At 61.1% G+C, this 25,762-nt stretch carries 21 protein-coding genes; 19 read left to right on the top strand and 2 right to left on the bottom strand.

Going from position 1 to position 25,762, the window contains the following annotated elements:
• Nucleotides 1-33: 33 nt before the first annotated feature.
• Nucleotides 34-2,238, top strand: a complete 2,205-nt coding sequence (locus LZC95_06545; protein WXA96497.1) for an acylase — start codon at nucleotides 34-36, stop codon at nucleotides 2,236-2,238.
• A gap of 193 nt (nucleotides 2,239-2,431) precedes the next feature.
• Here LZC95_06545 and LZC95_06540 read toward each other — a convergent pair whose 3' ends face one another.
• Entirely contained in the window at nucleotides 2,432-3,331 is a 900-nt protein-coding gene (locus LZC95_06540; GenBank protein ID WXA96496.1) for a hypothetical protein, read from the bottom strand.
• Nucleotides 3,332-3,370: 39 nt separating this feature from the next.
• Nucleotides 3,371-3,973, bottom strand: a complete 603-nt coding sequence (locus LZC95_06535; protein ID WXA96495.1) for a hypothetical protein — start codon at nucleotides 3,971-3,973, stop codon at nucleotides 3,371-3,373.
• A gap of 297 nt (nucleotides 3,974-4,270) precedes the next feature.
• Here LZC95_06535 and lepB point away from each other — a divergent pair, with 297 nt between their 5' ends.
• The 18 genes from lepB to LZC95_06445 all read left to right on the top strand — a co-directional run bounded on the left by lepB (nucleotide 4,271) and on the right by LZC95_06445 (nucleotide 25,713).
• Nucleotides 4,271-4,876 (top strand): signal peptidase I, encoded by a 606-nt coding sequence (lepB, locus tag LZC95_06530; GenBank protein WXA96494.1) that lies wholly within the window; start codon nucleotides 4,271-4,273, stop codon nucleotides 4,874-4,876.
• Nucleotides 4,877-5,188: 312 nt separating this feature from the next.
• Nucleotides 5,189-7,384 (top strand): beta-galactosidase trimerization domain-containing protein, encoded by a 2,196-nt coding sequence (locus tag LZC95_06525; GenBank protein WXA96493.1) that lies wholly within the window; start codon nucleotides 5,189-5,191, stop codon nucleotides 7,382-7,384.
• A gap of 19 nt (nucleotides 7,385-7,403) precedes the next feature.
• Complete coding sequence (locus LZC95_06520; protein ID WXA96492.1) at nucleotides 7,404-8,750, top strand: hypothetical protein; 1,347 nt, start codon at nucleotides 7,404-7,406, stop codon at nucleotides 8,748-8,750.
• Nucleotides 8,751-9,386: 636 nt separating this feature from the next.
• Complete coding sequence (locus tag LZC95_06515; GenBank protein WXA96491.1) at nucleotides 9,387-10,646, top strand: sedoheptulose 7-phosphate cyclase; 1,260 nt, start codon at nucleotides 9,387-9,389, stop codon at nucleotides 10,644-10,646.
• On the top strand, nucleotides 10,643-11,677 hold the full coding sequence (locus tag LZC95_06510) for an ROK family protein (protein ID WXA96490.1): 1,035 nt from the start codon (nucleotides 10,643-10,645) through the stop codon (nucleotides 11,675-11,677). Before LZC95_06515 ends, LZC95_06510 begins: the two co-directional genes overlap by 4 nt.
• Entirely contained in the window at nucleotides 11,674-12,783 is a 1,110-nt protein-coding gene (locus tag LZC95_06505) for a medium chain dehydrogenase/reductase family protein (GenBank protein ID WXA96489.1), read from the top strand. Before LZC95_06510 ends, LZC95_06505 begins: the two co-directional genes overlap by 4 nt.
• The gene (locus tag LZC95_06500; GenBank protein ID WXA96488.1) at nucleotides 12,783-13,538 is read left to right on the top strand and encodes an SDR family oxidoreductase; all 756 of its coding nucleotides are present in this window, start codon (nucleotides 12,783-12,785) and stop codon (nucleotides 13,536-13,538) included. The genes LZC95_06505 and LZC95_06500 overlap by 1 nt, the downstream gene beginning before the upstream one ends.
• The gene (locus LZC95_06495) at nucleotides 13,531-14,310 is read left to right on the top strand and encodes a sugar phosphate isomerase/epimerase (protein ID WXA96487.1); all 780 of its coding nucleotides are present in this window, start codon (nucleotides 13,531-13,533) and stop codon (nucleotides 14,308-14,310) included. The genes LZC95_06500 and LZC95_06495 overlap by 8 nt, the downstream gene beginning before the upstream one ends.
• Nucleotides 14,307-14,975, top strand: a complete 669-nt coding sequence (locus tag LZC95_06490) for an HAD-IA family hydrolase (GenBank protein ID WXA96486.1) — start codon at nucleotides 14,307-14,309, stop codon at nucleotides 14,973-14,975. The genes LZC95_06495 and LZC95_06490 overlap by 4 nt, the downstream gene beginning before the upstream one ends.
• 24 nt (nucleotides 14,976-14,999) lie before the next feature.
• Nucleotides 15,000-16,160 carry an MFS transporter gene (locus LZC95_06485; GenBank protein ID WXB00302.1) on the top strand — a complete coding sequence of 387 codons (1,161 nt, stop codon included), beginning with the start codon at nucleotides 15,000-15,002 and terminating at the stop codon, nucleotides 16,158-16,160.
• A 105-nt stretch (nucleotides 16,161-16,265) separates the two neighbouring features.
• Nucleotides 16,266-17,453, top strand: coding sequence for an acyltransferase (locus tag LZC95_06480; GenBank protein ID WXA96485.1), 1,188 nt, complete (start codon nucleotides 16,266-16,268; stop codon nucleotides 17,451-17,453).
• Nucleotides 17,450-18,472, top strand: coding sequence for an alcohol dehydrogenase catalytic domain-containing protein (locus LZC95_06475; protein ID WXA96484.1), 1,023 nt, complete (start codon nucleotides 17,450-17,452; stop codon nucleotides 18,470-18,472). The genes LZC95_06480 and LZC95_06475 overlap by 4 nt, the downstream gene beginning before the upstream one ends.
• Before the next feature lie 22 nt (nucleotides 18,473-18,494).
• Nucleotides 18,495-19,289 (top strand): alpha/beta hydrolase, encoded by a 795-nt coding sequence (locus tag LZC95_06470; protein WXA96483.1) that lies wholly within the window; start codon nucleotides 18,495-18,497, stop codon nucleotides 19,287-19,289.
• Nucleotides 19,290-19,497: 208 nt separating this feature from the next.
• On the top strand, nucleotides 19,498-21,369 hold the full coding sequence (locus tag LZC95_06465) for a hypothetical protein (protein ID WXA96482.1): 1,872 nt from the start codon (nucleotides 19,498-19,500) through the stop codon (nucleotides 21,367-21,369).
• On the top strand, nucleotides 21,366-22,013 hold the full coding sequence (locus LZC95_06460; GenBank protein WXA96481.1) for an isoprenylcysteine carboxylmethyltransferase family protein: 648 nt from the start codon (nucleotides 21,366-21,368) through the stop codon (nucleotides 22,011-22,013). The genes LZC95_06465 and LZC95_06460 overlap by 4 nt, the downstream gene beginning before the upstream one ends.
• Before the next feature lie 19 nt (nucleotides 22,014-22,032).
• Nucleotides 22,033-22,998 carry an NAD(P)-dependent oxidoreductase gene (locus LZC95_06455; GenBank protein ID WXA96480.1) on the top strand — a complete coding sequence of 322 codons (966 nt, stop codon included), beginning with the start codon at nucleotides 22,033-22,035 and terminating at the stop codon, nucleotides 22,996-22,998.
• Nucleotides 22,953-25,322 (top strand): phosphoenolpyruvate synthase, encoded by a 2,370-nt coding sequence (locus LZC95_06450; protein WXA96479.1) that lies wholly within the window; start codon nucleotides 22,953-22,955, stop codon nucleotides 25,320-25,322. The genes LZC95_06455 and LZC95_06450 overlap by 46 nt, the downstream gene beginning before the upstream one ends.
• A 43-nt stretch (nucleotides 25,323-25,365) precedes the next feature.
• Nucleotides 25,366-25,713, top strand: coding sequence for a hypothetical protein (locus LZC95_06445; protein ID WXA96478.1), 348 nt, complete (start codon nucleotides 25,366-25,368; stop codon nucleotides 25,711-25,713).
• Nucleotides 25,714-25,762 lie beyond the last annotated feature (49 nt).

Raw genomic sequence — 25,762 nt, 5'->3', positions numbered from 1 at the left:
GCGTGGAGGCCATTGGGCTACAATGCGCCGCCCATGAAGAAGCTTCTTCTCGCGTTGCCATTGGTTGCAGGTTGCAGTGGGTGCAACAACCCGAAGCCCCTTGCGAACGAGGAGCTCACGTCGTGGCAGCAGCAAGCCCAAAACGTCACCATCGTGCGCGACGACTGGGGCATCGCGCATGTCTATGGGAAGAGCGACGCGGACGCAGTTTTCGGCATGATGTACGCGCAGGCCGAAGACGACTTCAACCGCGTCGAGACGAACTACCTCAACGCCATGGGACGCTTGGCCGAGGCGGAAGGCGAGGCGGAAATTTACCGTGACCTGCGCATGAAGCTGTTCATCGACCCCGAGGACATGAAGGCGCAGTACCGCGCAAGCCCGGAGTGGCTTCGCGCGCTCATGGATGCGTACGCCGCGGGGCTGAATTTCTACCTGCGGCAGCATCCGCAGGTAAAACCACGCGTGATCCAGCGGTTCGAGCCTTGGATGGCCCTCACCTTCAGCGAGGGGAGCATCGGCGGCGACGTCGAACGGATTTCATTGCCGCAGCTCGAGGCATTCTATGGAAAGCCCGCCACGGCGCCAGCCGCGGTCCCGGAGAAGACAATCGAAGAGCAGCGCCCTCAGGAGCCGAAGGGATCCAATGGCTTTGCCATTTCGCCTTCGAACAGCGCCTCGAAACATGCGCTGCTCTGGATCAATCCGCACACGACCTTCTTCTTCCGGGCCGAGCTCCAAATGGTGAGCGAGCAAGGGCTCAACGCCTACGGTGCGGTGACCTGGGGGCAGTTCTTCGTCTACCAGGGATTCAACGAGCGCGCCGGCTGGATGCACACCTCCAGCGGGGTGGATTGCATCGACGAGTACGCCGAAACGGTAGCCCAGAAAGACGGGAAGCTTCACTACCGCTATGGCGCTGAAGATCGCCCGTTGACGGTACGCACCATCACCGTCCCCTACAAAACGCCGACCGGAACGGCGCAAAAGGAGTTCACCATCTACCGCACGCACCACGGCCCGATCGTCCGGGAAATGGAGAGCGAGCAGGGAAAGAAGTGGGTGAGCGTTCGATTGATGCAAGAGCCCATGAAGGCGCTGATGCAGTCGTATTCGCGCACCAAGGCGCGAAATCTCCAGACTTTCAAGGAGACGCTGGAACTCCACACCAACTCGTCGAACAATACGGTATTTGCGGACGCAGACGGCAACATTGCTTACTTTCATGCGAACTTCATCCCGAAGCGTGATCCGGCGTTCGACTGGCGCAAACCGGTCGACGGGAGCAATCCCGCCACGGAATGGCAAGGGGTGCACGGCGTCGACGAAGCGCCGAACGTGCTGAATCCGCCGAATGGCTGGATTCAAAATACGAACAATTGGCCTTACTCGGCCGCAGGCACGAACAGCCCCAAGGCATCCGACTATCCGAGTTACGTGGACCGCAACGTGGAGAATCCACGGGGTCTGCATGCCGTCGCGGTGCTTCGCGACAAGAAGGACTTCACGTTGGATTCCCTCACGGCCGTGGCCTTCGACAGCCAGCTACCCGAGTTCGATCGGCTGCTTCCCGATCTCTTCAAAGCGTACGACGCCTTGCCGGCCAGCGATCCGCGCAAAACCAAGTTGGCCGAGCCCATCGCGGCCCTGCACACCTGGGATCGGCGCTGGTCACTCACGTCGATCGCCACGTCGCTCGCGCTCTTCTGGGGCGAGGATTTCTGGCAGCGCGTCACCTCCGATGCGCAAAAGGCCGAGGTCACGATTTACGAGTACATGGAGACGAAGGCATCGGCCCAGCAGCGGCTCGATTCGTTGGGCGCGGCGGTCGACAAGCTCAAGGCCGATTTCGGCACGTGGCAAACGCCATGGGGCGATATCAATCGCCTGCAGCGCCGCACCGCGGACATCGTGCAATCGTTCGACGACAATGCGCCGAGCATGCCCATTGGCTTTGCATCCGGCCGATGGGGCTCGCTCGCATCGTTCGGTGCACGCGCCTACCCAGGCACGAAAAAGTGGTATGGCGCATCCGGCAACAGCTTCGTCGCGGTCGTCGAGTTCGGCGATCAAGTCCGCGCGCGAGCCATCTCCGTCGGCGGCCAGAAGGGAGACCCGAGCTCCCCCCATTTCAACGACCAATCCGCCCGCTACGCGACCGGCGCCCTCCGCGACGTTTACTTCTACCGCCCCCAATTGCAAGGCCACACCGAACGCGAATACCACCCCGGCGAATAGGCGCCTACGCACGAATGGGCGAGCACGATCCGCGAACAGAAGAAGGAAACCGCCAAGACGCCAAAGGGCGCCAGGATCGCCAACTGAACCAACAATTGATCCCCCCCAAAAATTTAAGGGTTTATTGTTGGTTCACCTGGCGATCCTGGCGCCTCTCTTTTGGCGCCCTGGCGGTTTCTTCTTCTCCCGCGGACTAGAACCGCTGCTCGAACACGGGAAACAGGAACGGCGTACTCCCCGCCACCACGCTTGGCCGGCTGCTCGCGAGGTCGGTCCAAATGGGGAGACGCTTGCCCGCGTCGGCAGCTTTCCCAGCGGCGGGGTCCACACGTTGGTCCACCCCGGTGTGCGTATTGCTGAAGAACAGGATCAACCCCATCACGGTGCCGACGGCGCCGGCGCCGAGCATGGCCCAGCCGGTGGCCTGGCCCGCGGTCGTATTGGTGCTTGACCCGGTCTCGACGGCTTTGGCGGCGGCTAAAACATAGGGCCCGATGAGCAGCAGCGGAATGCCCACGCTGAGAAGAACGATACCGGCGACGTACGATCCACTCGACGCGGGCGCCACGTCCAGCACGACGCGCTCACCCGCGTTGCCGCGCAGCGAGAAACCGCGCGAACTGCGGATACCGTCGCCGGTAATCTGATAGGTCGAATCGAGCGAAAGGCTCTTTCCGCACGGGGCCTCGCAAACGCGCACCCACTTCGAGCCATTGAGTTGCTCCAACGTGACATTGGCCCCCTCGATGAACACCGTCGCCGACCCCAACGAGGGAGCGGGCGGCGGCGCCGCCGGCGCAAACACCGGCGGCGTGGGGGTAGCCACCATCGATTGCGGAACGCCATTGCGATCGATGCGCGCCACGTAACTCCATACGATGCGCGCCGTTTGACCATTTTGCAGCTGAATGGTCACGTGATCGCCGACGACGACCTCGGTCAAAGTCCCGCGAATCACATTGTTGTCATTGAGGTACACGGCATCGGGGCCGGGCACCCCGCCGACCTGCCCCGCAACCTGAGCGAATCCCGGCGCGGTCAGCGTGAACGTGTAAAGCAGTGCAGCGAGAAAAAAAGGTAAGCGGCGGCGCATTTGCGGAATGCGCAAGCTACCGCGCCGCGGCACCCCCGATCAATTGCTGTTGCCGTATTTCCAGCCGAGGTAATTACGGAAATAGCTCACCGACTTGACGTGCCCAATCTTGTGGCCCACGCTCGTCGACCAGGCGCCGCCCGCGCCATCGGCCACGGCCACGTGACCGTATTGGCTGGTGTTCCAGAAGACGAATGCACCCTTTGGCGCCTTGCCCGAGTGTTTTGCGCCGTCGCCCGAACGCCAATGGTCGATGGCCGAGGGGTGGCGCGTCTTGCGATTCCACGCGAGGCGTGCGGCCTTTTCGCAATAGCCTTCATAGGCTTTGCTCCCCGTTCGGGCCTTGTACCAACCGATGGCGCCATTCGCGGTTTGCGCGGCCTGCACCGAAAGATCGTCGGCATCGGCGGCTTGGGTGTCGGCGGTATCGGGAACGTCCGTCCCGTCGTCGGCCAGACTGGGGTCGGCGATGTCCTCATCCGAAACGGGGCTCGCGAGTTCGCCGGCAAGGAGCTCCTCCTCCATCCCGTTGAAGCCATCGCCGACGGTCGGCTCGTCCCGCACATCACTGCTGCAGCCCGCGAGAACGGAGCCCACGGCCAACGCCACCACGGCCAACGACGAGAATTTCAAAGCCTTCATCCGTGCTCCTTTCGCTCCCTCGAAATCGGGGCAGCTAAGAAAATGGGGGGATTGTGTGTCGAGTTGCTTCCCACCACGTAGAGCAAGCCCAAGGCCACGATATGGGAACGTTACCATACGAAAAATTACGAGAAATCCTCGCGATTCGTCGCGTGTTTCGCGACGCGTCGCGGGCCTTTGGAGGCCCGATGGGCCTTGTCCGGACCGATGGTGTGGGATCCACGCGATCCGGGTTGGATGATCCAGGATCCAGGCCCCGGCGGGAATAAACCGACTGGACCGCCGGTCTCCGGGGTCATGAGCCTTTGGCCTCGGCCCTTCCGGTTTCTGCGCGATGGCGTTTCGGTGTTGGCGGCGGCAGGCCTGGTCTTCGTGACCCGCTCGTCGTTCGCGGACCACTACCACGTGCCAAGCGGCTCCATGGAACCCACCATCCACACCGGAGATCACATCCTGGTCTCGAAGATGGCCTACGGACTGCGCATGCCGCTCACCCACGCGAAAATGGTCAGCTTTCACGCCCCCTCCCGCGGCGACGTGGTGGTGCTCGACTCCCCCGAGAACGGCACCGTGCTCCTCAAGCGTGTCGTTGCCGTCGGTGGCGATCGCGTGGCCGTGCACGATGGCGTCATCAGCATCGACGACGTACCCCAACCTACGATGAGCAAGGACGACGGCCAGCTCGAGGAATCGCTGGATGGGCACGTGCACCCCCTCGGATCGCTCGGCGGCAGCGAGTTGCCCGAGACCGTGGTGCCGCCCGGACAACTCCTCGTCATGGGCGACAACCGCGGCAACAGCCACGACGGACGCGATTTCGGCTTCGTCCCCGCCGACACGGTCCTCGGGCGCGCCCTCGCGGTCTTCGCCCGCCAAGGCATTTTGGGCTGGCACAAACTCTGACGACTGCCCCATCTGCTGAGCCTAAAAAAAGGCAGCGACCGCCCGCGAGTTACCTCCGACGCGACGGTCGGTGATACGAAACAGCTCCAGCGTCTCTGCTATGCGAGGACGGCGGCAGCGGGACCAGACCGGCGGGGCCGGCGCGATGTGCGGTTCAGAAAGCAAGGATCGCCACAACCTCCTGCGATCATCGCAAATGTGGGCGGACTAGGGCGCCGGCCTTGCCGGGATTGTCCCGCTGCCGCTGCTCGACTGCCACGGGCTCACCAGACTGGGACAAGCCATCGAATGTTGCGTTACGCTGCGCTTCCGATGTCGCCACCTCGACGCCCTCTTCGTCGCCCCCGCTCCCGAGTTCCTTCCCCCATCTGGCTCCCCGGCGATTCGCCTGCCCCGCCCGCGCTGGCCCGCCGCGATTTCCTGCGGCTCGGTGCCGCGGCGTTTGCCGTGGGGCTCACCCCAGGCTTTACGGCGTGCCTGCCCACCGGAACCCCGTACGGCGGCATCGAGCCCGATGGGCCGACCAAAGAGCCGCCGGAGCAGTGGTTGCGCGATGCGCGCACCGCCGGATTCGAGGTCGCGGTCGATGCGAAGCCTTGGGAACTGCGCGAGCAACTCGATGTCCTTGCCGCCTCCGGCGTGAACGTGGTCGAAGCCGACAGCGATCTCTCGGCGTACCTGACCGATTCGCAGTTCGACGAGCAGCTCGCCGTGCTCGATCTCGTGGCCTACGGCTGCCATTTGCGCGGCATGCGCTGCGTCGCCTATTACCCCACGCTCGAAGTGCTCAGCGCCGAGGCGGCCACCGCCGAGCACGTGATGAGCAAAGAGCATCCCGATTGGATGCAAATCAGCATCGACGGCAAGCCGAACATGTTCGTCGGTGGCGGAGGACGCGTCTTCTGGGTCGATCCCGGCGTCGAAAGCGCGTGGATGTGCCCCGCCAGCGGCTACGTCGATTACTTCCTGGGCCGGGTCAAACGCCTCGTGTCCAGCCGCCTCGATGGCCTGTGGGGCGACGTCCCGCTTTTGTCGGACATCGAAGGCAATTGGCCGTGCACCAACGCCGCATGCCGCGACAAGTTCCTCAAGGACACGGGCATGACCCTGCCCGCCGAGGTCAATTGGGAGAGCCCCGAGTTTCGTCGCTGGGTGATCTGGCGCCACCAGCTCATTTGGGAATTCGAACAACGGATTCTCCAAGCCATCAAGGCGACCAAGCCCGCCGCCGAATGCATCATCGAAACCGTCACCATGGACTACAACGGCGGGACCATCCAAGGGCTCGATGGCGCTCACGCCAAGCCGGGCGATCTGGTGCGCGTTTGGGAGGTCGACGCGGTGAGCGACGGCCAAGCGATGCGCGGAGCCACCGCCGACGACTGGAACTGCATGGCCGTGATGATGCGCCATGGAACCGGCGCGTCGTTCGGGCGCCCCTCGTGGATCTTCAGCTACGGCTACAACGAGGACGACGCCGAGCGCGTGATGGCATTGGCCATTGCCACGCGCAACAATCCGTACGAGACGAAGATCCCGCTCATGTGCACCACCGTCGGCAATGGCTTCCGCCAGCGCATGTACGATTGGATGACGCGGCAACAAGATTTGTACATCCTGCCTGGCGCCAACCACGCCGCCGTGCTCTTTTCCTCGGCCAGCCGCGACTTTCTCGATCGCAACTCGGGCGTCGGCCTCTACGCCTCGCTCAACTCCGTCGATAGCCTTTGGTGGTCCAGCGAAGAGCAGGACTCGTCGCTCACCACGCAGTATTTGGCCGACTACCGCGGCACGTGCAAAGCGCTGCTTCATGCCCACGTTCCGTTCGACGTGGTGCCGGTTGCAGGCGTCACGGCGGCTGCACTTGCAGGATACAAGCTTTTGGCGATTCCCAGCGCCGTCTCGCTTTCGAACGACGTGCTCCAGGCGATTCAGGCCTTCGTGACCCAAGGCGGCACCGTGCTCGTAACGGGCAACGACGGCGGCACCTACGACGAAAACGGCACCGTCCGCAGCCAGCCGGCCTTGGGCTCGACGCTCGGGCTGCCGGCGGGCGAGGCCTCGTGGGTCACGAATGCCAGCGGCAAAGGCAAAGTGGTTTACGTCTCGTCGCGCGCAGGACGGGATTATTTCCAATCGACGAATCCGGCGCTCCTCACCCAATTCGCCAATGTCGCGGCAGCCGCGAACGCGCAGGTGGCTACCACCGGACCCAAGGAGCTTTTGCTGGATCTGCGCCGGGCGCCGGACGGCATCGTGCTCGTGTGCGCAAACATGTTCGGATTGGGCGCCACCAGCGGAGTCAATGGCGGCGGGCCCTATTCGGAGCAGAATTCGACCTTCCGCGTGTCGATTCCGGACGAGGGAAAGGTGCCCACCAAGGTTCTCTTTTCCGAGCCCACGGAGCGCGCCGTCGATCGGGAGCTCCCGTTCGAGCACAAAGACGGCGTCGTGTCGTTCGACATCGCGATGCACGCCCTGGGCTTGGTGCGCGTGAGTCTGTCCTGAACCTCGATTCTTTTCTGGAATGACGAAAGCTGGTCTTGTAGGCACCGCGCTGGCCGTGATTCTCGCGGCATGCGCGGGCCATCGGTCCCGAACTCCGCAAGCGGCCATCGTGGACACCGTGCCGATACGGCCTGCGGCGGTCTTGGGCTTGGACGCGGGGCCGAGCCCGGCCTCCGCCGAACGGCTCGGATTGTTCCGCAGCTATTTTGCGCTCGAGCGGGTTGGCATTCCGGCGCACCATTTCACGGTTTGGTACCGAAAGATCGAGCCCGCCCACTGCCGCGTGGTGGTTCTCGATGCGAACACGGCCAAGACAAGCGGGTGCATGTGGGGCGGCATGTCGGTGAGGCCATCGTCGATTCCGCCGGTGCCGGCCAACGTGCACGCACTGGGCGAGGCCGCGCAGGACGCCGTGCGCGAAGAGGAGCCCGATGCCAAAGACTTCGCCATTCGGTACGAAGGAGTCTTTCGCGAGCTCGTCGTCAGCGAGTTCATTCCCATGGTCGCGGTCCCCAATGGCCTATCGGGCTGGTACGGGAAGCTTCATTTGCGCGCCGACCCGGGACTCACGCGCTTCGTCGATAAAGTTCGAGACGGCGAAAGCGGATTCGGCGCGGTGGAGATCCCCGCGTCGGCGGCACGACTCGACGTCAAGGCGCCGTCGAACGAGAATGGCAAGTCCTTGATCACGGACGCCATGATGAGTGCCGATCCGCAGTCCATCTTGACTGGCCGCGCAGGCACGCCGCGCACATACCTGGAACGCGCACTGTCCATCGCCCGAGATATTGCCTCGGGCAAGCCCGTGCCGACCATGGCCCCGCTCCTCGCGGCGGGCATCGACACTTCGCTGCCGGAGGGATACAGCGTACCGGTCCACGTCAAACTGAGCGTCCTCGCATGGCTGCGAAAACCGGGAAACAATCCCAATCCCCGGCTCGAACTCGATATTCCATTGCAGTGGCGCGACACCGTCGAACCTGGCGGCCAAACGCGAGGCACCACCGAAGGCGACATCGCCGGGCTGCACGTCCGCGCATCGGCCACCCTGGGATCCATGGTGCCCGCCGCTCCCCTGCCCTACGCGCCCGCCGCCCCTTGGCGCAGCGTGGAAATGAGCCTCACGGTGCGTGTCGAAGACGGCCGCGGTCACGTCTTCGAGCGAAGCTACCCCGCACACGGCAACATCCTCGTCGAGGGCCGCTCCGCCGCAACCATCGGATTCGTCTTACCCGATTATGGCTCGTCCAACCACGACCGAGAAACCCTCAAAGTCACTTGGCCGGGCAACCCCCAAGCCGGCGCCTTCGACGTGCAACTGAATCGCGAACTCGGATTCGACCCGCGGCCGTCGCGCGTGAAATAGCAGGTCGGAGGGTTATTCCTCCCGGCAAGCAGGCGCTCAACAGTAGACGCCAAGTTGTCATTACGACCCACTCGGCACCTACAACGAACGTCGACCGAAACGGTCAAATGTTGCCCAGAAAACCTTGCACCATCATTTCGCGCTCACGAAACACAACGAAACAAAGCGAAATTGGTCGCATTTTCAAACAAATCCTCTATTCCACGGCGCGCCAAATCAAACTAGACACAGCAACACACTTAATTTTGCACGTCTCTGGCGAGCGACGCGGTCGCAAAATCTCAATAATGAATTCGTGTTGTTTAAGGCATCATGGCCGGGAATGAGCGAAAACAACATCAGCCAGAACAAACTTATCTCAAAGTCACACAGGAGCTCGCACGACTCACACCATTGTTGCGTCAAATAAACGCAATTCCAAACAAACAAACCCGTAGCAAGACCTTGACGCTTGCATCAGAAAGATTATCTACTTTCACTCGAGAGAACGCGGAGACCGGCGGAGAAGCCGTGTGGCATCCGAGGCTAAATGCGGCCTCTCGCACGCGCATCTTACACGCGGGAGACCTCAGGCCCCCCCTGCACGAGCCGTCTCAAGGGTAGCAGTAAACTACTTAGGAGCGAAGTGACGCAACCATGATCGGCACCGGTTACAATTCCGTCTTAGAAAGATCGCACGAATCGGCGTCTGGCAATTATCGAGTACTCCGCACGACAGGTACCGGCGACGAAACGGGCTTATATACTTACAGTACGTTACCCGATTCCTGGCTTTTGAGAACGGTAAAACCCGTCAGCTACGAAATCCGCATCTGCGAAAACCTGTTCGACCCGAACAATTCAGAGCTCGTTTCGACTGGCTCGACCAAAGCGGGGCGACGTTTCGTGGTCGTGGACGAAAATGTCGATCGATGCCATGGCGAACGCATCCGCCGATATCTCGATCATCACGACGTTGAATATAGGCTCTGCGTGATTTGCGCCGACGAATCAGCCAAGGATTTCTCTACGGCCGCGAAGATTGCCGAACAGCTTGACGCTTTCGGTATATCTCGGCGAAACGAGCCCATCATCGTCATCGGCGGCGGTGTGTTGATGGACATTGTCGGCTTGGTGGGCAGCCTGTATCGCCGCGGGACACCGTTCGTGCGCGTTCCGACTACGCTGATCGGCCTGGTCGACGCTGGGGTGGGGGCGAAAACCGGCGTGAATTTCAATGGCCACAAGAATCGATTGGGCACCTATTTTCCGGCCGATCTAACGTTGCTCGACGTGTCCTTTCTTTCCACGTTGGAGCGAAGGCATATCAGCAACGGCCTAGCCGAGGTCCTGAAAATAGCGCTCATCAAAGACCGGCAACTGTTCGAGTCGTTGGAGGATCACGGTAGGGTGCTGCTCGACGAAAAGCTTCAAGGAGCATCGTCCGCCGGCCGGCATGCCGCGGGTCTGGTGCTTCGGCGTGCCATTCACGGCATGCTCGAAGAACTGCAACCGAACCTGTGGGAAGCGAAGTTGGAACGATGCGTGGACTATGGCCACACCTTCAGCCCTACTATCGAAATGAATGCGTTGCCGGAGCTGCTTCACGGTGAAGCCGTCTGCCTCGACATGGCAATCACGACCGTGCTCGCCCATCGCAGGGGATCCGTAAACGACGAAGAGCGAGAACGCATTTTCAGCGTCATGCGGTCACTGGAGTTGCCGCGCTGGAACCCGATTCTGCAGCCGAATCTGTTGTTCAAGGCGCTCGAGGACACGATCCGTCATCGTGATGGGCTCCAGCGACTGCCGCTGCCCATCGGTATCGGCGACGTCGTTTTCGTCAACGACGTCGCTCATGAGGAGATCGCCAATGCAGTGGACGACCTGCGAAGGCTACATGACGAGTACACATGAGTGCTCCCATTGCGGTCGTCGACGTCGGAGGGACATATTTACGTAGTGCCCAATGGTGTCCAGGAGAGCCGCTCCGGGATCTCCGAGAGAGTATTTCCCCGAGTGTCCATCGAAATCCCGGAGTAAAGGTGGCCGAGCTGCGACAGCGCTTGGTACGAGAAATATGCGATTCCGTGCCCCAGGATGTACACGTCGCCGGGGTGTCATTTGGCGCGGCGCTCGATCACCGTAACAGCACGGTATATGCCTCCGCGCCACTCTGGGGTCCTCTCGTCGATCGATACGATCTCGCGGGCGCGCTCTCCACCCATCGACCCGATGTCGAATGGACCGTCGTGAACGATGTTACGGCCGCGTTACTTCACGTTGAATCGACAGCACTTTGCGAGAACGCACGCAAAGTGCTCTTAGTGACGATCAGCACGGGCATCGCGTGCCGCATCATTGATAGACGCACAGGGGCCATTCCCGTCGATGAGCTGGGGTTGCAAGGAGAGATTGGCCACCTCCCCGCGAGCGCAACGCTCGCAGGTTCTCCCGCGGTACTGCTCTGCGATTGTGGCCAGCCGAATCACGTGTCAGCGTTCTCCTCCGGCCCAGGGATTCGACGCCTCGCCGACCTACTGGAACGACGGTCGCCCGAACGGTGGAATGCATCGCTGCTGAGCGTACACGTGAGTCACGGCATACCATTCGAACGGGCATTTCGCGCGGCGCTCGACGCGAGCGATGCACTGGCCGGCGAGCTACTCGAGACTGCAACGTCCCCCATCGCAACGATCCTGCGCACTGCACTGTGCGTCGACCCGGAGATGGATATCGTTGCCCTCGCGGGGGGTGTCGCCAACGCACTATCCGAGCACTATGTCCGCGCAGTGCTCGGTCAGCTCGAGCGGCAATCACTCTATTTGACGTCGGAATTAGGGCGGCCGTGGCCTCTTGCGCGCATCGTGGTTTGCGGCCAAGGTAGCGCGAACAATCTCATCGGCGCCGGCCTTGCGGTATTACAGAGAAAGAGCGCCCGGCGATGATCTATCGTGCTTTGGTTCGTACCGGGACGCGCGTTGTCGTTGCAACGCGCGAAGCACCGGCGGTCGGAGATGGCGAGCTGCTCATCGCACCGGAGAATGCCGGTCTATGCGGTACGGATATCCAAATATTGCGAGGACTGCGAGCCGAACGCGCTTCGGTGATCGGCCACGAAGGTGTTGGCCGCGTGCTGGCCAGAGGTGCGCGTGCCGATGCGCGGTTTGCCCCTGGAGCGCGGGTGCTGGTCAATCCCACGCACCCGACGAACGCCGGTTTCCTCCTGGGTCACAACGTCGATGGGTTATTGCAGGAGATGGTTCTGATTCCCGAGTCCGCGGTGTCCGATGGCCTGGTGCTGCTAGCCCCTCACGCGCCAGCAACGGAGTTGGCGACCCTCATCGAGCCGCTTGCCGCTGCACACTACGCGCTCTCCATCCTCCAAGAGTTCAAACCGCGTACACTACTTGCGATCGGCGACGGCACGATAGGGCATCTCGCCGTGCGCTGTGCCCATCGCGCTGGCCTCCGCACCATTCTCGTGCACCACACCGAAGCGGGGCTCCGCTTCAGCGGAGCGCACGCCCTCGGCATCGATGTATCCTGCATAGGTCCATTCGACCCGCGGATTGCATTCGCGGACGGCCCTACCGCCGTTTTGATCGCCACGCCTCGCGACCAAACGCTGTCGAGGTTGGACGAGGTGTTGCGCACTGCCATCGGTGACGTGGTCATCGACGTCGTTGGAGGGCTCCCTGCAGGTGCGGCGAGCAGGTATCTTCCGGGCCTGGACCTCACCGCACTGCGAGCGTCCAACTGCGCGGGAAGGCCCCTCCGACCCAACATCGAAACGCGAGCGCTCCGACGGAGTGGACGTGTTCACGTCACGGGCCATCGCGGTGTTTCCAATGACCACCTTCGATGGGCAGCAGAGGAGCTCGTCGCTCATCCAGACCATTATCGCAATCTGGTAACCCACGTGGTGGATCTGCACGATGCGGCGCGCATCATGACCCATCTTGCACAGTGTCAGGAGCGTGTCGTCGACGGCCGCCGGCTCATTAAGCTGGCGGTGCGATTCCCATCGTCACATATCGAGGAAGCATCGTAATGTCCGAATTTTCCAATTGTCGTGCCCTGGTCGTCGGTGGCTCCACCGGAATTGGGCGTGGTATTGCCGACGCATGGGCGTCCGCAGGCGCACGGGTACTCGTTCTCAGCCGCACGGCTCCCGTGGGTCCAGCGGCAGAAAAGCTGAAATGGGCCGCCCTCGACCTCAGCGAGCCCACGGCTGCGCGAACGCGGCTCCTGCAAGCGGCCGCGAAGCCGCTCGACTTCGTGTGCTTCTCCGCCGTGTTCTACGGGGAGCGCCGGTGCAGCTTGGGCGAAACGGCAGAAGCCGAGTGGCGCAGACAGATCGACGTCAACTTGCACGGTCTATGGCTGACGTTATCGACCTCGCTGCCAGCCCTGCGAAGCGCGCAACCTGGGGTATTCGTGGGCGTTTCCTCGGAAGTCGTATTCAACGCCGGCCCGGGGCGCTCGGGATACGCGGCCACGAAGGCCGCTGGAGCATCGCTCCTCGCTTCGCTTGCAGCCGAAGAAGACCCCTCGCAGCTGCGCATCGTTCAACTGTTGCCATCCGGTATGGTGGACACCCCTGGCATCCGCCGCAGGCGCGCGAGCGACTTCGATTTTCGCAGCTACCAAACGCCCGATTGCTTCCGCCACGTAGCCCTGGAGATTTTGCGCACACGCTGCAACGACATGAACGGCGAAAGCCTAGTCGTCGATGGATCCGGAGACTGGCACTCGGTTCGAACTGCAATCCCTGTGTCACAGAGCCGGAGCGCGCATCATGCCTGAAACCGTATTGGTCGGCCTTGCCGAATGGAAACTGCCAGTGGCGGGTGTCGATGCCGTCGATCTCGCCGCACGGCTGGAGGTCGACGGACTTCAGGTCGATCTGGGAGGCACGGGGCGCGGACCGAGGTTGGATATGCCTGCACGGTGGCGGGCCCTGCGCGCCGCCGCCAAGAACGCCGGGATCGAACTACTAGCGGTCACCGCAAACTGCCTGAACGACATTGGCTTTCACCTGGCAGACCGCGTGGCCGAAGTGCAAAGCGTAGTGCTACGCCTCCTGGACGCCGCATACAACTTGAACGCGCCACTCGCTTTCATACCAAGCTTTCGCCGTAGCGCCATGACCGATACCGAGACCCGCCGGCGAACGATCGACCTACTGGCCTGGGCGTGTGGCCATGCGGAAGAGCGGGACCTGCTTCTCGCCAATGAAAACGTCCTCGCTCCCAAAGCCGCCGCGGAACTGGTCTCTGGCGTGGGCTCTCATGCGTTTCGACTCATTTTCGACACGGGCAACTTGGTACAGGCAAAAATCGACGTACAAACCCTGCTTGCAACCGTCGGCGCCAGGATCGCGGACCAGATTCATTTCAAAGAGCATGAAAGCCCGGGCAGCGCAGTCGCATGCCTCGATGTCCTGGCGAAGAGTGGATTTCGAATTGGTGCGGTTGTATTGGAAAACGATTACCGCACAGAAGGCACCACGCAACTCGTGACCGATATTCAAGCAGCACGCAACTTGGCAAAGAAACTAACCCAGGAGCCTTCATGACTCGTTTGACCGCCGACGCCTTGTTGTTCGACATGGACGGAACGCTCGTGGATTCGACCGTCGTGGTCGAACGCACATGGCGCCGCTTCGCAGCACGATTTGGGCTAGCGCCGGAGGCGATCCTCGCCACGTCGCACGGTCGACGCACCGGCGAAACCGTGGCGCAGCACGCGCCACCGGGCGTGGATCTCGCGAAAGAGACAGCGCGCTTGGAGGCAGAGGAAGTCGCCGACGTGGAAGGGATTGTCGCGGTGCCAGGAGCCGCGGAGTTGCTCGCGAAATTGCCAGCAAACCGTTGGGCCATCGTTACGTCGGCGGGCCGCGAGCTCGCAGCCCGCCGGATGGCAGCAGCCAGCCTTCCCATGCCGGAAGTGGTGATCACCGCAGAAGACGTCGCCCGAGGAAAGCCCCATCCGGAAGGCTATCTTTCGGCCGCGGCCGCACTCTCGGTGTCGGCGAGTTCCACGATCATCTTCGAGGACGCCGAAGCCGGGCTCCTCGCCGCACGCGCGACCGGCGCGGAAGTGGTGGTGGTAGGACATCATGATGGCCACGTGACAGCCGGCCTCCGGCGCGTCCATGACTTGCGTGGGGTCTCTGTGTCCACGTGCCCCAACGGCATGTTCGAGCTCGTCTTCCCTTCCGCGTCACCTCCCTCCACGTAGATACGCCACATGCTATTTGCACTGATGTTGGGGGTTTTCTGCGTAGGGACGGCGGAAATCGTCATATCCGGTTTGCTCCCCGAAGTTTCCAGTGATCTGGGCGTGTCACTCCCGTCTGCCGGACAACTGGTCACGGCCTACGCGTTGGGTGTCTCCGTCCTTGGCCCGCTCATCACATTGTGGACGTCACGTTGGCCACGCAAAAGCCTCGTTATTGCATTGATGGGCGTCTTTCTCCTGGGAAATGTCGCATCGATGCTCGCACCGGGATATCGAACACTCTTGCTCGCTCGGCTGTTTACTTCCTTGAGCCACGGCACCTTCACCGCCGAGGCGTTCCACTCCGCTGCCGCAACGGCACCACAAGAGAAACAGGCCTCGGCAATGGCCAAAATCGCGCTGGGATTCAATCTCGCCAATGCGCTGGGAGCCCCCCTGGGAACGCTGCTCGGCCAGCGCGTGGGGTGGCGTTTTACATTCTTGGCCGTCGTCCTAGGCGCCGCGATGACCATGTTTCTGCTCGCGCGCCTCATGCCGGCGTCCCCTGTTGCTGGAGGTGGCTCCGCGAATCTGAAGAATGAGCTACGCATCTTTCGCCGTCCCTCCATGCACGTGGTCGTTCTGACCACCGTCCTCGCACAAGCGGCCGTCTTCACCGCGTCCACCTACGTCGTGCCGCTTCTTCGCGACGTCGCGCATTTCGAAGCGTCGGCGATTCCCGGGCTGTTGATTCTCTGCGGAGTTGGCGCGGTAATTGGCAATTTTCTCGGCGGCCACATGGCCGACGGGAATCCAAGACGAGGGGTGATCGTAACGCTTGGCTCGCTGAGTGTCGTCCTCACGACCTTCTGGGCGGCTAGCACCACGCCACTCGGCGCCGGGTGCGCACTGTTTCTCTTCGGGCTTACCGGATTCTCAATCATTCCCTCGCTGCAATCGCGGATTCAGTCCATTTCGCTGGAAGCCCCTACTCTCGCGCTTTCCATCAACGTTTCAGCCTTCAACCTCGGCAACGGCCTCGGTGCCTGGATCGGCGGTCAAGTCATCGATCTCGGCTGGGGCCTGCGGTTCGTCTTGATCATGGCCGCGGCAGTTGCCTTGTTCAGCTTGATGCTTGCTTTGGGCTCTTCGTGGAAGGAAGCCCTCTCGAACCCACACCCGAGCGCGCAATCGCTGCCTGAATGACCTGCCACGGCGCCTTCACGCAGGGGGCTGTGACTTTCTCACATCCAGGTACGCGAGGCGCGGCTCGCGCCGTCTTATTTCAATTCTTCTTTTCTGGAGGTCACTATGGCCCATGCATCAACTTTCGCAGAGGCGAGGCCCAAGCAGCTGCCGTCGCTTACCGGCTTGCGTTTCCTTTCCGCACTGCTCGTATTCATCTTTCATGTCTCTTGCACAACACCTGCATGGACATTCCTGGCGAGTAAGTCGCAGCTTCACCTATTTGGTTCTGTCGTGGCGGAATGTGGGCGAATCGGCGTCGCCTTCTTTTTCGTCCTCAGCGGCTTCGTGCTCACCTGGTCCTCCCGACCCGTTTCGAATATTTTCGTTTTCTGGTGGCGAAGACTCCTAAAAATTTACCCAAACCACATTGCCACATGGCTGGTTGCCATGCTTTTCGTCGGCGGCTCGGCAGCGGCCCCCGTGACATGGATGGCAAACCTGCTGCTTCTCCATGCCTGGGTGCCGCGCTACGAATCGTTTCTCAGCATCAACATTCCGAGCTGGTCGCTGTGCAGCGAAGCATTCTTCTATTTCCTTTTTCCGTTCCTCTTACCTTTGGTGAAAAAGATACCCGAGAATCGGCTCTGGCTGGGGTTGTTTGCCATGGGTGCCGCGGTTTTTGCCATCGCGGTCATTGGAAGCCATTGCTTGCCGGTCAATCCGCCGCTCCCCGAGGCTTCGCCCGCAGGCGTATGGCAATTCTGGTTCGTATACTTCCTACCCGTGACACGGACCCTTGAGTTCGTCATGGGTATCGTGGTCGCGCGCATCGTGATGTCAGGCCGCTGGATTCGACTCGGTCTCCGTGGCGCGGCGCTGCTGGCTGGGGCGAGCTACGTGGTAGCCTCGCTGTCGCCATGGCTCTATAGCTTGGCTGCCGTCACCGTAATTCCACTTTCGCTTCTCATCGCCGCCGCGGCCACCGCAGATATCGAACGCAGGACGGCATTTCTGAGCCATCCCTTCATCGTGCGTCTGGGCGAGCTGTCGTTTGCGTTCTACATGGTTCATGGCCTCGTACTCACCGGAGTTCGAATGCTCCTTGGACGAGACGCTTATTTCGGCGCGGCGGCCAACGTCGCGATCATTGGAGCGGAGCTTGTGGCGTCGCTCTTCGGCGCATGGCTCCTGCATTCGCTCGTCGAGCGACCGATGATGCGCTTGGGCACGCCAACTCCGCCGCTGATCGGTCACGGCGTAATTCCGGAAAGCCAGCGCCAGCCGCAATTGTCAGGAGGGCACGGATCATGAGTTCGGATATGCTCGTGCACGTCCTCGAGGCTCCAGGAGAGGTCTCCGAACGGCGACAAGCCGTGCCCCAATTGGCCCCCGGACACTGCCTCATCGAGGTGAAGTACCTTGGATTATGCGGAACCGACCTTGCCTTCTTCGACGGAACCAGCAACTACATCCGCGATGGGGCAAAGGCGTACCCCTTCGTCTTCGGACACGAGTGGAGCGGCCAAGTCGTGTCCACCGCGGGGGACGTCACCAGCCTGATGCCGGGCGCCCGCGTGGCCGGCCACAATTTCAGGCCGTGCGGCTCGTGCGAACGGTGCGCGGCCGAGCAATGGCTCTACTGCCCACGCCGCAGTGAAATCGGCGTATTGGGAGCCATGCCGGGCGCGGCTTCCACGTTTCTCCTCGCCCCAGCCAATACACTCACTGCCATTCCCGATACGCTTGGCGACGCAGAGGCAGCATTGTTGGAGCCATGCTCGGCCGCCGTGCATGCTATTCAACGTGCCACCGTGAGCTCGAACGATCGCGTCGCCGTGGTGGGGGCAGGCACACTCGGACTGACGGTGCTCCAGTTGGCCGTCGCGCTCGGAGCTCGGGTTTGTGTCGTGGAGCCATCGGCCGTGCTTCGACAGCTCGCACTCGAACTGGGAGCGCACGAAGCCGTGCCACCCGCCTCCGCGCCCCTGCACGCGTTCAGCGTGGTCATCGAAGCGTCTGGCTCTGCTGCGGGAACGCGACAAGCAGCATGGCTGTGCGGCCCCGGTGCGCGCCTGGCCCAAGTGGGTACTCCACACGCGCCAGTTGATGGTTATCCCGTCTCCGAGCTGGTGATCAACAATGTTTCGGTCCACGCCGTTCTCTCCGGAGTGAACTCCTGGCAAGAATTGCTGCGCAACGTTGTGTCGGGGCACGTGTGCCTGCAGCCGCTAATCCACGAGATCTTTCCCCGAGCTCGTATGAAGGACGCCTTCAACGCATTGGCGACCCCGGGACGTGCGCGTCCAAAAATTCTCATTCAAATGAGTTAACTTCACAGGAGAAAGGAATCATATGGCAACGACCATCTCGGCATCCGGCACAAGCGTACACTACATTGCAACAGGTAGCGGCAACCCCTTAGTCCTGGTTCACGGCGCTGGTGGCAACTCCGAAGCCAACTGGGGACACCTGCGGGCTCGCTTCGACGACCGGCGTCAGGTCATAACACCGAACTATGCGGGGAGCGGAGAAACTACCGATCCCGGCGGCGACATCGATCTGAATCTTGCCGTCGAGCAGGTGGCCGCCTCGATCCTTGCTGCAGACGCGGGTCCCGTCGAACTCGTGGGTTTTTCTCTTGGCTCTCTCGTTGCGGCTTCGCTGGCAGCGAAACATCCCGAGTTGGTCAAGAAGCTCGTGCTCATTGCCGGTTGGGTCACCCATGCCGACCCCCGTCAGGAACTCGTCGTCGGATTGTGGCGGAAGCTGGCGGATGCCGACTTGGACATTTATCGAAAATTCCTCACCCTTTATCTATTTAGCCCTCGGCACTTGGGTGCGCAGGATCGGCAAGCCCTCGCGCAGAGCCTCGAGGGTATCGAGGTTACGGCAAACATCATTCGGCAGATCGAACTCGTCGGGCGCGCCACCGTCGAAGCGTTTCTGCCTTCAATCCAAACGCCAACGCTGGTGGTTGGCCTCACTCAAGATCAACTGGTTCCCGTAGAGAATGCGCGCGCCATGCACCGCGCCATCCGTGGCAGCATTTATCGTGAGATCGATAGCGGCCACCTCGTGGTGTGGGAAAGGCCCGAAGAGTTGGTCGCGGAGATCCTGAATTTTCTCGACAAAACGCCGCACAGCTGACTTCGTGACACATTCGCGACGATTTCCAGAACAAACATCGACACCGACTGATTTACATTCGGATATATTGAGTTAACACTATTGCAGGAGATCACTCCGGTGTTAACCAAAACACCTGGACACTAAACGCGTCGCGGGCGCGCTCTTGGCAGTGTCAACCCTTGGCAGTCGACGGCAACGATCATCGACTTCTGGACTCGTATTCAATATGATGTCGCCTATCTCCGTCGTCGTCGAGCGAATCGTCGATATCATCCCATCTGTCTCGGAATCCAACGAGAAGGCGTTGCAGTTGGGAGGAGCTCCTCGCGCGCGCGCAAGCAAGGCGCTCCGGATGGCCAATGTCGAGACGCGCCGATATTGGCTGCCGGGTGAGTCATTACCCATGGAGATCGCGTTGACGGCGGCACGAGCTGCTACCGCGGATAGTGCGCTCGATGAAATAGGCATGGTGTTCTACACGACCGGCAGCGCCATGGCATTACCATCGATACGAGTCATGCCTGATCCGGCTTCGGATCTGCGTGTGAGGCTCGGCCTGCCCAACGCGGGTGCACTGAGTAGTGTTGGCGGCTGCGCGGCGTACCTGGCGCTGATTGGCACGGCAGTTGACTGGGTGCGCATCCACCAACGAAAATGCTTGGTAGTGACCTTCGAGGATTACCGCTCTGCAGGCACGGAGGGGATGACACGTTACCTCTTCGCAGATGCATGCGTCGCCATACTTCTCGCGCCGTCGGAGGAGCCCGGCGTGGGGTTTCACGCGGTGGACAATCGCGTCGACTATCGAGTCACATCGCCGGCGCTCATTGGCCTCGACAAGGCAATGAACGCGGCGCTCACCCTCGATTATCACGGTTCCCAACCGGGAAAGCTTCTCATGCAAGGGCGAGTGGTCGGGAATTTCGTGCGAGCGATGGTGCACCGATCCATTCTGCGACACTGCGAGGAACACGGCATCTCTCGTCCGGACGTCCAAATGTTCATTCCGCATCAGGCCAATTCTTCGCTCATGCACGAGCTTCACCGTCAATGCTTCCCGTCGTCCGAGCTCGTAGAGACCATCGCCCATCGGGGAAATACCGCGGGCGCAAGCGTGGGGGTCAGCTTGTGCGAAGGTTTGTCCCGAAAGCCGCGCGGGCGAACCCGGGTCTACATGTCCGCATTTGGCGCCGGCCCAGGAATCGTCAATGCGTATTACATCGCGAACGGCCACGAGCAAGTGGTGCGGGCGGAGCAGGCTTCACCGGCCAGCGCATTCTTCGCATTGGATTCGAAGCAAACAAAATATCAATCACATGTATCAGCTAATCTTATCATTGAACGACCCGATAGTCGACACTTCGTCATTTTGCCGGAGGAGCTCTTCGACCGTGTCGACCATCCACGTCGCATCCTCGTCGAGAATGCCGCGCAGGCCGAGTTTTTCGCCACCGTTCTTCAGGACCATTGCGGAATCTATCTGGGTGGCACCGGCGGCGAGCTGAAGAAGTGGGCCGAGCGCACGCCGAAACCCATGGGCGTAGGGTGCCCTCTCCACGAGCGGCACATGCTCGCCGCAGCCCGCTTGCTCGAACGCGTGCAAGCCGATTTTCCTGGACGCTCGGACGAGGCAGGTGGGTCTCATTTCGCCCCAATCGATCCGAACCTCGTCCACAAGGTCGACCCCTCGAACGTGATGCTGGGCGATGTGACTCGGATCGGAGCGTTGTTCTCCTTCCGGGCACGAACGAGCACGCCGGAAATTCGTTTCGATCACCCATCGTCGCACGTTCAGGGCCTTCTCCTCACGGAGGTCGCCCGTCAGGCCATGCTTGCCACTGCACACCTCGTGGGATTACCACTCGACTGGCGTCTAACCCTCACGCAAATCGATATCCACTACCATCACTTCGCCACCCCGGACGTGCCGCTCGACATACGTTGTTTATCTTCGTATCGAGTTCCGGAATATCACTCGAACATCGCATCCGAAGGACATGAAAGAAAGGTTTGGTCCATCGTGGAGATTCATCAGGACGGTATCTGCTGCGCGATCGCGAGGCTGACAAGCGTCACCTTTCGCGAGGGACCGTCGTGAACCGTCTGCACCGTTTCTCGCCCCTGCTGGTATTTTGCTCTGCCTTGCTGGCCTTAGCCATCTTGGGCCCCATCAAATGCCAACAACTTCCACCGGACATAGCGCCCTTCGCCACGATTCTCTTTCTCGGCTACGGCGCATGGTTGCTTCTCGAAGCAAGAATCACTTGGGGTGAGGGCCGCAAGGCCGTTGCCCAGCGCGACAATGGCACACTCGAGGTTTACGCCGTTGGGCGGCTGCTCACATTGCTAACGACTCTTGCATGCCCCACACGTCGGCCTGCCGCGCCCATCGTACTTCTTGGCTGCCTGATTTTCGTCGGTGGTATTGCTCTACGGCTGTTTGCCATTCGTCATCTGGGTCGCGCGTATTCGCATCGCGTCCGTACGCCCGAGCCGAACCTGCTCGTCACCCACGGCGTCTATCGGACGTTGCGGCATCCTGCATACAGCGGAATGCTCCTCGCGCACGCGGGGCTCGTGACGGCCGTCCCGAATTGGGCGGCCATCTTCGTGCTCTTCCTGGTCTTCGTACCAGCCGTCATTTGGCGTATCCGCACCGAGGAGACGCTGCTATTCGAATCCCTGCCGGGGTACAGAGACTACGCGGTCAAGCGAAAGCGAATCATCCCCGCCATCTGGTGACAGGAAGAAGCGGATGGCGATGTTGCAAATAGCACTTTTGGGCGGCACCGGATTCGTAGGGTCCGCCGTCCTACGCACGGCGGCAGGCGCCGCTCGTTGCCTCCTTCGCGCCGGTCGTGAAATAGCGCCTGCCCCCAATCGAATCGTCGTTCGTGGCGCACTACCCGAGGTACCGCGCGACTTCTTTCCAAAAGCCCCCTACGTACTCCTCCACTTCGCGACCAAGCAGCGCGATCTCGACGGTACGGGATTCCAGCGAATCAACGTGGGGGGCACGCGTCAGGTCATGCAATCACTCGACGATCGCTGCAGGGGAATCATCTACGGGAGCTCGATGTCGGTGTACGGGCCGCCCTCGTCGTCCCCCGCGGCGGAAGGCGCGCCCATTCGGCCCGCCACGCCGCTCGCCCATTCCCGGGCTGAGGCCGAAGACGTCATTCTGAGGTTCGCATCGGAGAGAAAGATTCATGCGTACATATTGCGCCCTCGATTCATCATCGGCCAAGGAGATCGGTTCATCGTCCCCACCATGGCGAATTCGCTCGCACGGCGGCTACAACTAGGGGCCGACACTACGCGCTATTCCATCATCGACGTCGACGACTACGCAAAAGTTGTCGCTTGGCTCGTGCAACGCATCGCATCGACCACCGTCGAGCAACTGGCTTACAACGTTGCCTACACGCGACCCATTGCCCTGTCCGATGCAACGACCATCCTTGGCCGAACGTTGGGGTTACCCCCACCGCTTATTCGGATCGGCAACCCCGGTGTGATCTCTTCGGCGTTATCGTCCGTGCCAACGCGGCTTACCCAAGCGTGGGCGGAGCGCCTGGCCTTGATGGCAAATTCCCAGTGTATGGATATCGGCCGACTTCGAACGGCCATGGGCACGGGTATCGTTACGCAACAACCCGAAGACGTATTTTACCGAGCGGCGTGCGCGTACGCCGAGAACCCTCACGGGGCATCTACCGGACCTTGATCATGAGCACTGAACAACGAGATCTCGACATCGTGCCTATTTCTGGCGCAAGCAATCCCTTTCAGGTGGGCCAAAAGTTCGCTCGCCAACACCTGCTGCATCGAGCCAGTTTTCCCATTCCATCGTTCTTCTGCTTGACGGGCGACTCCTTTCGGAGAACCATCTTACCCATTCGTTCGGATATCGCGCGTGCACTCGCCGATACGGACTACGGCTCTCGGGACTCTATCCAGCGCACGTCAAACCGAATTCGTGCGCTGTTTTCCTCACTTCCCATTGGCCCCCATCTCGAGCATGAGATCTATCGTGCCTTCGATCACATGTTTCCGCAGGGAACCGAGGTCGCGGTGAGGGCGTCCATCATCGGCGACGCGGCAGACGACAGCGAAGACTCCGAAGCAAATCCGTTCGCGGGCTTGAGCGAGACCCACTTGTACGTCCAGCGTGACCAGCTGCTCGACCGGATTCGCCGATGCTGGGCGTCTTGTTTCAGCGTAGGAGCTCTCGTGTATCGCTCGGCGCGGGGTATGAATCCCTCTCGATCCGCCGTGGCGGTGGGCGTGCAGGCCATGATCCCGGGCAAACGCTCGTTCGTAGCCTTTACCTGCAATCCGAAGACAACTGCGCGCGACACGGTCATCGTGGCGGGGTACGGGATTGGTGAAGGCATCGTCCAAGAAAGAGTCGGCGCCGATCACTACTTCGTCAACCCGGTGAGTGGTGCAATCGAGAGAAAAATCACTTGCAAGGAGCAGATGTTGTGCCGCGATCCGGCGAGAGCGGGCGAGCTCGTCGCGCAGGACGTGCCCGTTGACCTCCGAAACCGGGCCTGCCTCTCCGACGCGGAGGTCGAACGAGTAGCCAATATCGCGCGTGACATCGAGCGGGTGTTCGGAAGCCCCCAAGACATCGAAGGAACATTCACGGAAGACGGAGCCCTCCACGTCCTCCAGTCGCGGCCGATCGCCTTCGATTTTCGTCGAATCCGCGTGTGGAGCAACGCCAATGTGTCGGAGAGTTTTCCCGGGGTCACTACGGCGCTTACCTACTCGATGGCCAGTCACTTTTACGAGAGCGTTTTCTACGATTACATCCGACGGATGGGCGGTGCGGACGAACGCACCCTCCGAGACAATGCCCCGGCCTTTCGGCGCATGCTGGGGTTCATCGACGGTCGGGTTTATCACAGCCTATCGAACCTGCTGTGGGTCAACGGCATCAATCCGGTGTTGAGTTTGGGCCCATTCAAGCGCGATTTGGAAGAGGTCCTTCAGCTCGATAGCTCGATCTATATCCGGCTACCCGGGGAGCGCCAGAGTTTCGAAAGCCTGCCAGCGTACGGCGGCGCACTGACGCGTGCGCTCGTCTACTCGGGCGCTCGGGCGCTGACGCTAGATCGAAATTTTGCTCGATTTGCAGAGTGGTGGCAAGCGATGCGCGCCGAGCTGCGGACACGCGATCTCACCAAAGAAGATCCGCTCGTTCTCATCGCGGAATTTCGTCGCGTGTGGAAGGAAGCGGGGAATCGCTGGGGAATCACGCTCACGAACCATTCGCTCATCAATACGTACTTTCCGCTAGCCCGAAAGCTCATCCTGCGTTGGACAGATGAAAAGGATCCGAACTCACTCCTCAGCGGCCTTCTCTGCGGGGGGGAGCCGCACACCAGCGTGCGCATCCTCTTGTCGGCCGTTCGCCTCGCCGAGTTGATCCGAAAGGATGCACGCCTTTCCACCCTTTTTGAGACGGAGGAGGTCGAAAACATTTGGCAAGACTTCGAGGCTGCCAATTGGCCAGATGATATCGTCGAGGCATTCCAAAAACACCTACGAGACTATGGCGATCGCGGCATTCAAGAACTGAACATGGAACGCGAAAACCTTAGGGAAACCCCGTGGGAACTCGTACGGCTGCTTCGCGCGTACGTCCGACGTCGCCTCACGGTGGAAGAGTTGATAAAATCCGATGGAAATGTACGCAAAGAGGCAGAAGCACGCCTGGAGGTTCTCCTCGCCGGTCATCCCCTGCGTATTGCCGCAATAAGATTCGTATTGGATCACCTACGACGGGTCATCGCCCATCGAGAGGACAGCCGATTCTGGAGAGGTGAGTTATTTGGCCATTGCAAGAAGATATTCAAAATTCTTGGCCAACGCCTGGTCGAACGTGACGTCCTCGCAACGCTCCAGGATAATCCATCACCTGACCATCGACGAGATCTTCGGCTATTTCGAGGGTCACGGGGTTACCTCGAACTTGCGCGCGCTCGTCGATCTGCGACGGCAAGAATACGAGCTGCATGCAAAGTCGACCCCACCCCGTGACTTCACTACGGTGGGTACAGTCCAGGGAAACATTCCGAAGCTGATGGGAAATAGCCTCGTAGACGCCCGAGTCATTCAGGGCATCGGGTCGAGCACCGGGGTGGTTGAGGGCCGCGCCCGCATCGTGTTGGATCCCGGGGCGATCGATGGCCTTGACAGGAGCGAAATTTTGGTCGCGCGCGAGACCGACCCCGGATGGCTGTTCCTCATGCTGGCCTCGAGCGGCATTGTCGTCGAACGGGGGAGCATGCTCTCGCACACGGCGATCACAGGACGGCAATTTGGAATTCCTACCGTCGTCGGGGCAATGAATGCAACCACCAGCATCCGTGAGGGTTCTCGTGTTCGTGTGGACGGCTCCTCCGGTCTCGTGACGGTGCTCGACGCATGAAGGCGCTAACCACGCGACTTGAGGCCATCGGTCGATTCAGCCTCGAACG

The sequence above is a fragment of the Sorangiineae bacterium MSr12523 genome, from assembly GCA_037157775.1.
GTDB classification, from domain to species: Bacteria; Myxococcota_A; Polyangia; order Polyangiales; family Polyangiaceae; genus Pendulispora; species Pendulispora brunnea.
The sequence above is the reverse complement of the archived record's forward strand: the minus strand, read 5'-3'. Positions and strand labels throughout refer to the sequence as shown.